This window comes from Stenotrophomonas sp. 05L44_2 (assembly GCF_056665995.1).
Window position 1 is genome coordinate 1 of the sequence record NZ_JBFTNR010000119.1, and the last position, 7,558, is coordinate 7,558.

Sequence of the window (7,558 nt, forward strand, 5' to 3'; positions counted from 1 at the left end):
GCCTCACCCTTCGGCCGCGGCGCACGGTTGAGCCACAGGCCCAGCAGCACGTTCACTGCCGCACCGATGCCACCACCCAGCAGCACCTGCTGCAGCGGGATGTTGCCCTTGGCGCCGTCGTGCGGGAAGAAGTACGCCAGCAACAGGATGCCTGCGATCGGCGTCACCAGCGTCATGAAGCCCCAGCCGCGGTAGATCATGCGGTATCTCCAGAAAAAACGATCCGCATTGCAGCAGCATGCATCCTGGAAAGCCAGAGGGGCATGCCATCTGGGCACAACGCCATCCACGCATGGCGTGGATCTACTGCCGCGCCGCCATTGCAGCGGCGCGGCACGGGAAAATCAACGCAGACCGGTCTCGTTGCGGGCGATCACCAGGCGCTGGATCTCCGAGGTGCCTTCGTAGATCTCGGTGATCTTGGCATCACGGAAGTAGCGCTCCAGCGGCATTTCCTTGGAATAGCCCATGCCGCCATGGATCTGTACGGCCTGGTGGGTGATCCACATTGCCGCTTCCGAAGCGGTCAGCTTGGCGATGGCGGCCTCGTTGCTGAAGCGCTTGCCCTCGCCCTTCACCCATGCCGCACGCAGGGTCAGCAGCAGTGCCGCATCCAGCTTGCACTTCATGTCGGCAATCTTCGCCTGGGTCATCTGGAACGTACCGATGGCCGCACCGAAGGCCTTGCGGTCCTTCACATACTCCAGGGTCGCTTCATAGGCGGCACGGGCAATACCGATCGCCTGCGAGGCAATGCCGATGCGGCCGGCGTCGAGTACGCCCATGGCGATCTTGAAGCCCTCGCCTTCCTGCCCCAGCACGTCTTCGGGCTGCGCCACGTAATCGTTGAACTCGATCTCGCAGGTGGCCGAGGCACGGATGCCCAGCTTCGGTTCGGTCTTGCCGCGGCCGAAACCGGCCTTGTCGGTGTCGATCATGAACGCGGTGATGCCACGCGCGCCCTTGTCCGGCTCGCTCATCGCGAACRGCACGATGTACTTGGCCACCGGGCCGGAAGTGATCCAGCTCTTCTTGCCATTGATGACATAGCTGCCGTCGGCCTGCTTGACCGCGCGGCAACGCATGGCAGTGGCGTCCGAGCCCGACTGCGGCTCGGTCAGCGCGAATGCACCGATGGCCTCGCCTTCGGCGATGGCGCGCACGTACTTCTGCTTCTGCGCTTCGCTGCCATGGGTCAGGATGCCGTTGCAGAACAGCGARTTGTTSACCGACATGATGGTCGAATGCGCAGCATCACCGGCGGCGACCTCCACCATCGCCAGCACGTACGCGATCGGGTCCATGCCCGCGCCACCGTATTCGGTCGGCACTTCGATGCCCATCAGGCCGTTCTCGCCCAGCAGGCGGATGTTGTCCAGCGGGAACTCACCGGTACGGTCATGGTGCTCCGCGCTCGGGGCGATCTTTTCCTGCGCGATCCGGCGCGCAACGTCCTGCAGCATCAACTGCTCTTCGGTAAAGCTGAAATCCACAACACCCTCCCGGGAAAATGGTTCGCCGATTGTACCGGGGGCCGGCCATCGGCGGCTGACTCGTGGGGAGCTGCGACTTGACCGGAAGGGGTGTCGTCGGCGAATATATCTCTATATCGCGATAGGTGGATACTTATGGATCTGGAGGACTGGTCGACCCGCCTGAAGGTGTTCGCCGATGCTACCCGCGTGCGCCTGCTGGCGCTGCTGGAGCAGGAAGAGCTGACCGTGGCCGAGCTTTCGGCCATCACCCGGTTGGCGCAGCCGCGGGTATCGACTCATCTGGCGCGCCTGAAGGAAGCCGGCCTTGTGCGCGACCGCCGTGCGGGCGTGTCGGCCTACTACCGCTTCGACGAAGCCCAGCTGGACCCGGCGCAGCGTGCATTGTGGCATGCCCTGAGCAACGGAAGCGACGACCCGTTGCTGCGCCAGGATGCTGAACGGGTAGCGGCGGTGCTCGCCCACCGCGCTGCCGACCAGAACTGGGCCGACASCGTSGCCGGCGACATGGARCGCCAYTACTCCCCSGGCCGCACCTGGGAARCGCTGGCGCGCWCCSYGCTGCMATTGCTGGAAACCGGCGACGTGCTGGATATCGCCTCSGGCGACGGTGTGCTGGCCGAACTGGTCGCCCCGCACGCCAGGCGCTACATCTGCATCGATACCAGTGCGCGCGTGGTGGCCGCCGCCAGCGAACGCCTGCGCCGCCTGCCGAACGTGGAAGTCCGCGAGGGCGACATGCATGCCCTGCCCTTCAAGGACCGCAGCTTCGACCTTGTGGTGCTGATGCACGCCCTGACCTACGCCAGCAAGCCGGCGCAGGCGGTCACCGAAGCCGCGCGCGTACTGCGCCCGGGCGGTCGCCTGCTGCTGTGCAGCCTGGCCCGCCACGAGCACAAGGCCGCGGTCGATGCTTATGGCCATGTCAACCTCGGCTTCAGCGACAAGGAGCTGAAGAAGTTCGTCGACAAGGCCGGCCTGCAGGTCTCCAACCTGGAAACGGTCACCCGCGAAAAGCGCCCGCCGCATTTCGAAGTGATCTCGCTGATCGCCAACAAACCCTGAGGTCGACATGCCCGCATTGCCCTGGCTGCACCCGGAACGCGTGGAATCGCTGCTCGCTGCCCTGCGTGATCGGATCCTGATCATCGACGGCGCGATGGGCACGATGATCCAGCGCCACGGCCTGCAGGAAGAGGATTACCGGGGCGAGCGCTTCGCCGGCGGTTACGACCACGCCCATGGGCCCGGCTGCGACCACGGCAGCACACCCGAAGGCCACGACCTGAAGGGCAACAACGACCTGTTGCTGCTGACCCGGCCGGAGGTCATCGCCGGCATCCACACCGCCTACCTGGAAGCGGGCGCGGACCTGGTGGAAACCAACACCTTCAACGCCACCTCGGTCAGCCAGGCCGACTACCACCTCGAACACCTGGTGTACGAGCTGAACAAGGCGGGTGCGGCCGTCGCACGTGCCTGCTGCGATGCGGTGGCGGCCACCACACCGGACAAGCCGCGCTTCGTCATCGGCGTGCTCGGCCCGACCAGCCGCACCGCTTCGATCAGTCCGGACGTCAATGATCCCGGCTTCCGCAACACCAGTTTCGATGAGCTGCGCGGCACCTACCGCGAAGCCATCGATGGCCTGATCGATGGTGGCGCCGACACGATCATGGTCGAGACCATCTTCGATACGCTCAACGCCAAGGCTGCGCTGTACGCCATCGAGGAGGCCTTCGATGCACGTGGCGCGCGGCTGCCGATCATGATTTCCGGCACCATCACCGATGCTTCCGGGCGCACCCTGTCCGGACAGACCGCCGAGGCGTTCCAGGCGTCACTCGCGCATGCACGGCCGTTGTCGATCGGCCTGAACTGCGCACTCGGCGCCGATGCCATGCGTCCGCACGTGGAAACCCTGTCGCAGGTGTCGGACTGCTACGTCAGTGCCCATCCCAACGCCGGCCTGCCCAATGCATTCGGTGAGTACGACGAAACACCCGAGGAAATGGCCGCCACCCTGCGTGGCTTTGCCGAAGATGGCCTGCTCAATCTGGTCGGCGGCTGCTGTGGCTCCACCCCGGACCACATCCGCGCGATCGCGCTGGCGGTGGCCGGGCTGCCGCCCCGCGCCCTGCCTGCCGCCCAGGTGCAGGCGGCATGAACACCTCCACCCCCTCCCGCACGTCCCCCTGTTGCCGCTGAGTTGCCGCCGATCATGACGCCTGTCCGCCCTACCCGCCTGTCCGGCCTGGAACCGCTGGTCATCACCCCGGATCTGCTGTTCGTCAATGTCGGCGAACGCACCAACGTCACCGGCAGCGCGCAGTTCCGCAAACTGATCAAGGAAGGCCGTTACGAAGAAGCGGTGGACGTGGCCCGGCAGCAGGTGGCCAGCGGCGCACAGATCCTCGACGTCAACATGGACGAGGGCCTGATCGATTCGGAAGCGGCGATGACCCGCTACCTCAACCTGATCATGTCCGAGCCGGACATCGCCCGCATCCCGGTAATGGTCGATTCCTCCAAGTGGAGCGTGATCGAGGCTGGCCTGAAGTGCCTGCAGGGCAAGAGCGTGGTCAATTCGATCTCGCTGAAGGAAGGCGAGGACCTGTTCCGCGAGCACGCGCGCAAAGTGCTGCGCTACGGTGCGGCGGCGGTGGTGATGGCCTTCGATGAGAGCGGGCAGGCCGATACCTGCGCGCGAAAGGTTGAAATCTGCACCCGCGCCTATCGCCTGCTGGTCGATGAAATCGGCTTCCCGCCACAGGACATCATCTTCGACCCGAACATCTTCGCSGTSGCCACSGGCATTGAAGAGCATGACAACTATGCGGTCGACTTCATCGAAGCCACCCGCATCATCAAGCAGACGCTGCCGCACTGCCATGTGTCCGGCGGCGTGTCCAACGTTTCGTTCTCGTTCCGCGGCAACGAAACCGTGCGCCAGGCGATCCACTCGGTGTTCCTGTACCACGCGATCGCCGCGGGCATGGACATGGGCATCGTCAACGCCGGCGCCATGCCGATCTACGACGAGCTGGAGCCGGAACTGCGCGAGCGCGTGGAGGACGTGATCCTCAACCGCCGCTCTGATGCCACCGAGCGCCTGCTTGAAATCGCCGAGCGCTACAAGGGCAGCAAGGGCGCGGCGAAGACCGAAGACCTGGCCTGGCGCGAGAAGCCGGTGGACGCACGGTTGGCGCATGCGCTGGTGCATGGCCTGGATGCCTGGGTCGACGCCGATACCGAAGAAGCCCGGCAACGTTCCAGCCGCCCGCTGGACGTCATTGAAGGCCCGCTGATGGCCGGCATGAACGTGGTCGGCGACCTGTTCGGTGCCGGCAAGATGTTCCTGCCGCAGGTGGTGAAATCGGCACGTGTGATGAAGAAGGCAGTGGCCTACCTGCTGCCCTACATCGAAGCCGAAAAGGCCCGCAGCGGCGACACCGCCAAGAGCAACGGCAAGATCATCATGGCCACGGTGAAGGGCGATGTGCACGACATCGGCAAGAACATCGTCGGCGTGGTCCTGGCCTGCAACAACTTCGAGGTGATCGATCTGGGCGTGATGGTGCCGGCGCAGAAGATCCTCGATGCCGCCCGCGAGCACCAGGCCGACATCATCGGCCTGTCCGGCCTGATCACGCCGTCACTGGAAGAAATGAGCCATGTCGCCCGTGAAATGCAGCGGCAGGGCTTTGACCTGCCACTGATGATCGGCGGCGCGACCACCTCACGTGCGCACACCGCGCTGAAGATCGACCCGCACTACAAAGCCCCGACGGTCTGGGTGAAGGACGCCTCGCGCGCCGTGGGCGTGGCGCAGTCGCTGATCTCGCGCGAGCTGCGGGATGCGTTCGTCGCCGCCAACGAGGCGGACTACGCCGAGATCCGCACCCGCCACCGCAACCGCGGTGACGCCAAGCGCCTGGTCTCGCTGGAACATGCACGTGGCCAGAAGTTCCAGTGCGACTGGCAGGCGTACACGCCACCCGCACCGAAGCAGCCGGGCCTGCATGTATTCGATGACTACCCACTGGCCGAGCTGGTGCCCTACATCGACTGGACGCCGTTCTTCCAGGCGTGGGAGCTGGCCGGCAAGTACCCGGCCATCCTCACCGATGAAATCGTCGGCACCCAGGCCAGCGAGCTGTACCAGGACGCGCGCGCGATGCTCGACCGCATCGTCAACGAGAAGTGGCTGCGGGCCAAGGCCGTGTTCGGGCTGTGGCCTGCCAACAGCATCGGCGACGACGTACGTGTGCAGCATCCCGATGGCGAAGCCACCCTGCACTTCCTGCGGCAACAGGTGGACAAGCCCGCCGAACGCCCGGATTTCTGCCTGGCCGATTTCATCGCTCCGGCCGACAGCGGCAAGCAGGACTGGATCGGCGCCTTCGCAGTGACCGCCGGGATCGGCATCGACGCGCACGTGGCCCGTTTCGAGGCCGACCACGACGACTACAACGCAATCCTGCTGAAGGCGCTCGCCGACCGCTTTGCCGAAGCCCTGGCCGAACGCCTGCACCAGCGCGTACGCACCGGGTTCTGGGGTTACGACCACGCCGAAACGCTCGACAACGAAGCGCTGATCGACGAAAAGTACCGCGGCATCCGCCCCGCGCCCGGTTACCCCGCCTGCCCCGAGCACAGCGAAAAACGCCGGTTGTTCGACCTGCTGGGGGCGGAAACCAACGCCGGCATGCAACTGACCGAGAGCTTCGCGATGCTGCCGACCGCAGCGGTGTCGGGCTACTACTTCAGCCACCCGCAGAGCCAGTATTTCGTGGTCGGCCGCCTCGGTCGCGAGCAGGTCACCGACTACGCACGCCGCAAGGGCGTGGACCGTGCCCAGGCCGAACGCTGGCTGGCGTCCAACCTCGACTACGATCCGGAATGAAAAAAGGGGACGGAGGGGATTAAGTCGTTCTTGGCACAAACGACTTAATCCCCTCCGTCCCCTTTTTGTCGGTGCTTACCAGACCAGGTCGTCGGGCACCTGGTACTGCGGGTCGGCGTAGGGATCGTCCTCGGCCGGTGCATTCGGGTCGACCTTCAACGCCACCGAAGCGGCGAACACCGCCTCAGACTGGGCCAGGACTTCAGCCGTCACCAGCAGGTAGCGACCATTGAGCTGGACCACGCCCAGTTCACCGGCATTGAGTGCCTTGAGCTGCTCGGCGGTGACGTAGATGCGCTTGATCTTGCCGCCGTACGGGAAGTGGCGCGCGATATCGGCCGCTTCGGCATTCAGGCTCTTGTCCTTCAGCAGTTCTTCCAGCTTCACCTTGGCCTCGCGGCGCTGGCGGGCTTCTTCCTGCTTCAGGCGCTCGGTCTCGATGCGCTCTTCCTTTTCGCGCTGGGCACGGATCGCGTARGCCTTGGCCAGATCCATTTCCTCGGCGGTACGCGGCTTGCGCGGCCCCTGCCCGTGGCCCTGGCCACGCTGCTGGCCAGGCTTGCCCGGGCCGCCATTGCCATGCGCCCGCCGCTCGCCGGGTTTGTGTTCGCCCTTGCCAGCGTGCTGCGGCTTTCCATTGCCAGCGCCACCCTTGCCCTGCGGGCGGCCATCACGGCGGGGGGCATCATTCTTGCGCTCGGGCTTGGGCGCGGGCTTGAAGCCCAGGCCCATCAGCTGGTCGCGGAGGGTATCGCTCATAGGATATGGATCAGTAGTGCGGCGGCGGCGGTTCGCTCGCCGGATCAGAAGAATTCAATGCATTGCGGACCTTGCCCAGGTCTTCCAGCAGCACGCGCAGGATGCCGGCATTGCGGCTGCCTTCCATGCGCGCGTCTGCAAGTGCATCGCTCAGTTCGGCCAGCGCGTGTTCCTGGAAGGACACGCGCATCTCCAGCTCGACCAGGCGCGCTTCCAGCGCCTGCTCGCGTTCGGTCGGTACTTCAGACATGCAGCGAACGCCCCCGGCCAATGCCGTAATACGCGAGGCCGGCAGCCTCGACTTCAGCCGGCTCGTACAGATTCCGGCCGTCGAACACCACCGCATCCTTCAGCCGCTCGCGCAGCATCTGGAAATCAGGGCTGCGGAACTGCTTCCACT

The 7,558-nt window shown here is 65.3% G+C and carries 7 protein-coding genes and 1 pseudogene; 3 read left to right on the plus strand and 5 right to left on the minus strand.

What is annotated here, in order from left to right; genetic code table 11:
• Positions 1–200 (minus strand): hypothetical protein (locus tag AC1VAN_RS06145; RefSeq protein ID WP_480985464.1); only part of this gene is annotated, 200 nt, incomplete at its 3' end.
• A 144-nt stretch (positions 201–344) separates the two neighbouring features.
• Positions 345–1,493 (minus strand): acyl-CoA dehydrogenase family protein, encoded by a 1,149-nt coding sequence (locus AC1VAN_RS06150; RefSeq protein ID WP_480985465.1) that lies wholly within the window; start codon positions 1,491–1,493, stop codon positions 345–347.
• 135 nt (positions 1,494–1,628) lie between these two features.
• Between AC1VAN_RS06150 and AC1VAN_RS06155 the strand changes: the two genes are divergently transcribed.
• The 3 genes from AC1VAN_RS06155 to metH are packed head-to-tail and all read left to right on the plus strand — an operon-like array spanning position 1,629 to position 6,399.
• Positions 1,629–2,558 carry an ArsR/SmtB family transcription factor gene (locus tag AC1VAN_RS06155; RefSeq protein WP_480985466.1) on the plus strand — a complete coding sequence of 310 codons (930 nt, stop codon included), beginning with the start codon at positions 1,629–1,631 and terminating at the stop codon, positions 2,556–2,558.
• Between the two features lie 7 nt (positions 2,559–2,565).
• Positions 2,566–3,660, plus strand: a complete 1,095-nt coding sequence (locus AC1VAN_RS06160; RefSeq protein ID WP_032976314.1) for a homocysteine S-methyltransferase family protein — start codon at positions 2,566–2,568, stop codon at positions 3,658–3,660.
• 54 nt (positions 3,661–3,714) lie between these two features.
• Complete coding sequence (metH, locus tag AC1VAN_RS06165; RefSeq protein ID WP_025876832.1) at positions 3,715–6,399, plus strand: methionine synthase; 2,685 nt, start codon at positions 3,715–3,717, stop codon at positions 6,397–6,399.
• A gap of 75 nt (positions 6,400–6,474) precedes the next feature.
• On the opposite strand, the gene AC1VAN_RS06170 is transcribed toward metH, so the two are convergent.
• The 3 genes and pseudogenes from AC1VAN_RS06170 to AC1VAN_RS06180 form a co-directional block, all read right to left on the minus strand.
• A complete protein-coding gene (locus tag AC1VAN_RS06170) occupies positions 6,475–7,158 on the minus strand; it encodes a DUF2058 domain-containing protein (protein WP_032976315.1) in 684 nt (227 codons plus the stop codon).
• 10 nt (positions 7,159–7,168) lie between these two features.
• Positions 7,169–7,408, minus strand: a complete 240-nt coding sequence (locus tag AC1VAN_RS06175) for a SlyX family protein (RefSeq protein ID WP_025876828.1) — start codon at positions 7,406–7,408, stop codon at positions 7,169–7,171.
• Positions 7,401–7,558, minus strand: a pseudogene (locus AC1VAN_RS06180) (UDP-glucose 6-dehydrogenase); the annotation flags it as partial. The pseudogene AC1VAN_RS06180 and the gene AC1VAN_RS06175, both read right to left, overlap by 8 nt.

What these genes read in the sequence shown, in the direction of transcription:
- AC1VAN_RS06175 (WP_025876828.1), bottom strand. Translation starts at nt 7,408, where the DNA reads ATGTCTGAAGTACCGACCGAACGCGAGCAGGCGCTGGAAGCGCGCCTG.
- AC1VAN_RS06160 (WP_032976314.1), top strand. Translation starts at nt 2,566, where the DNA reads ATGCCCGCATTGCCCTGGCTGCACCCGGAACGCGTGGAATCGCTGCTC.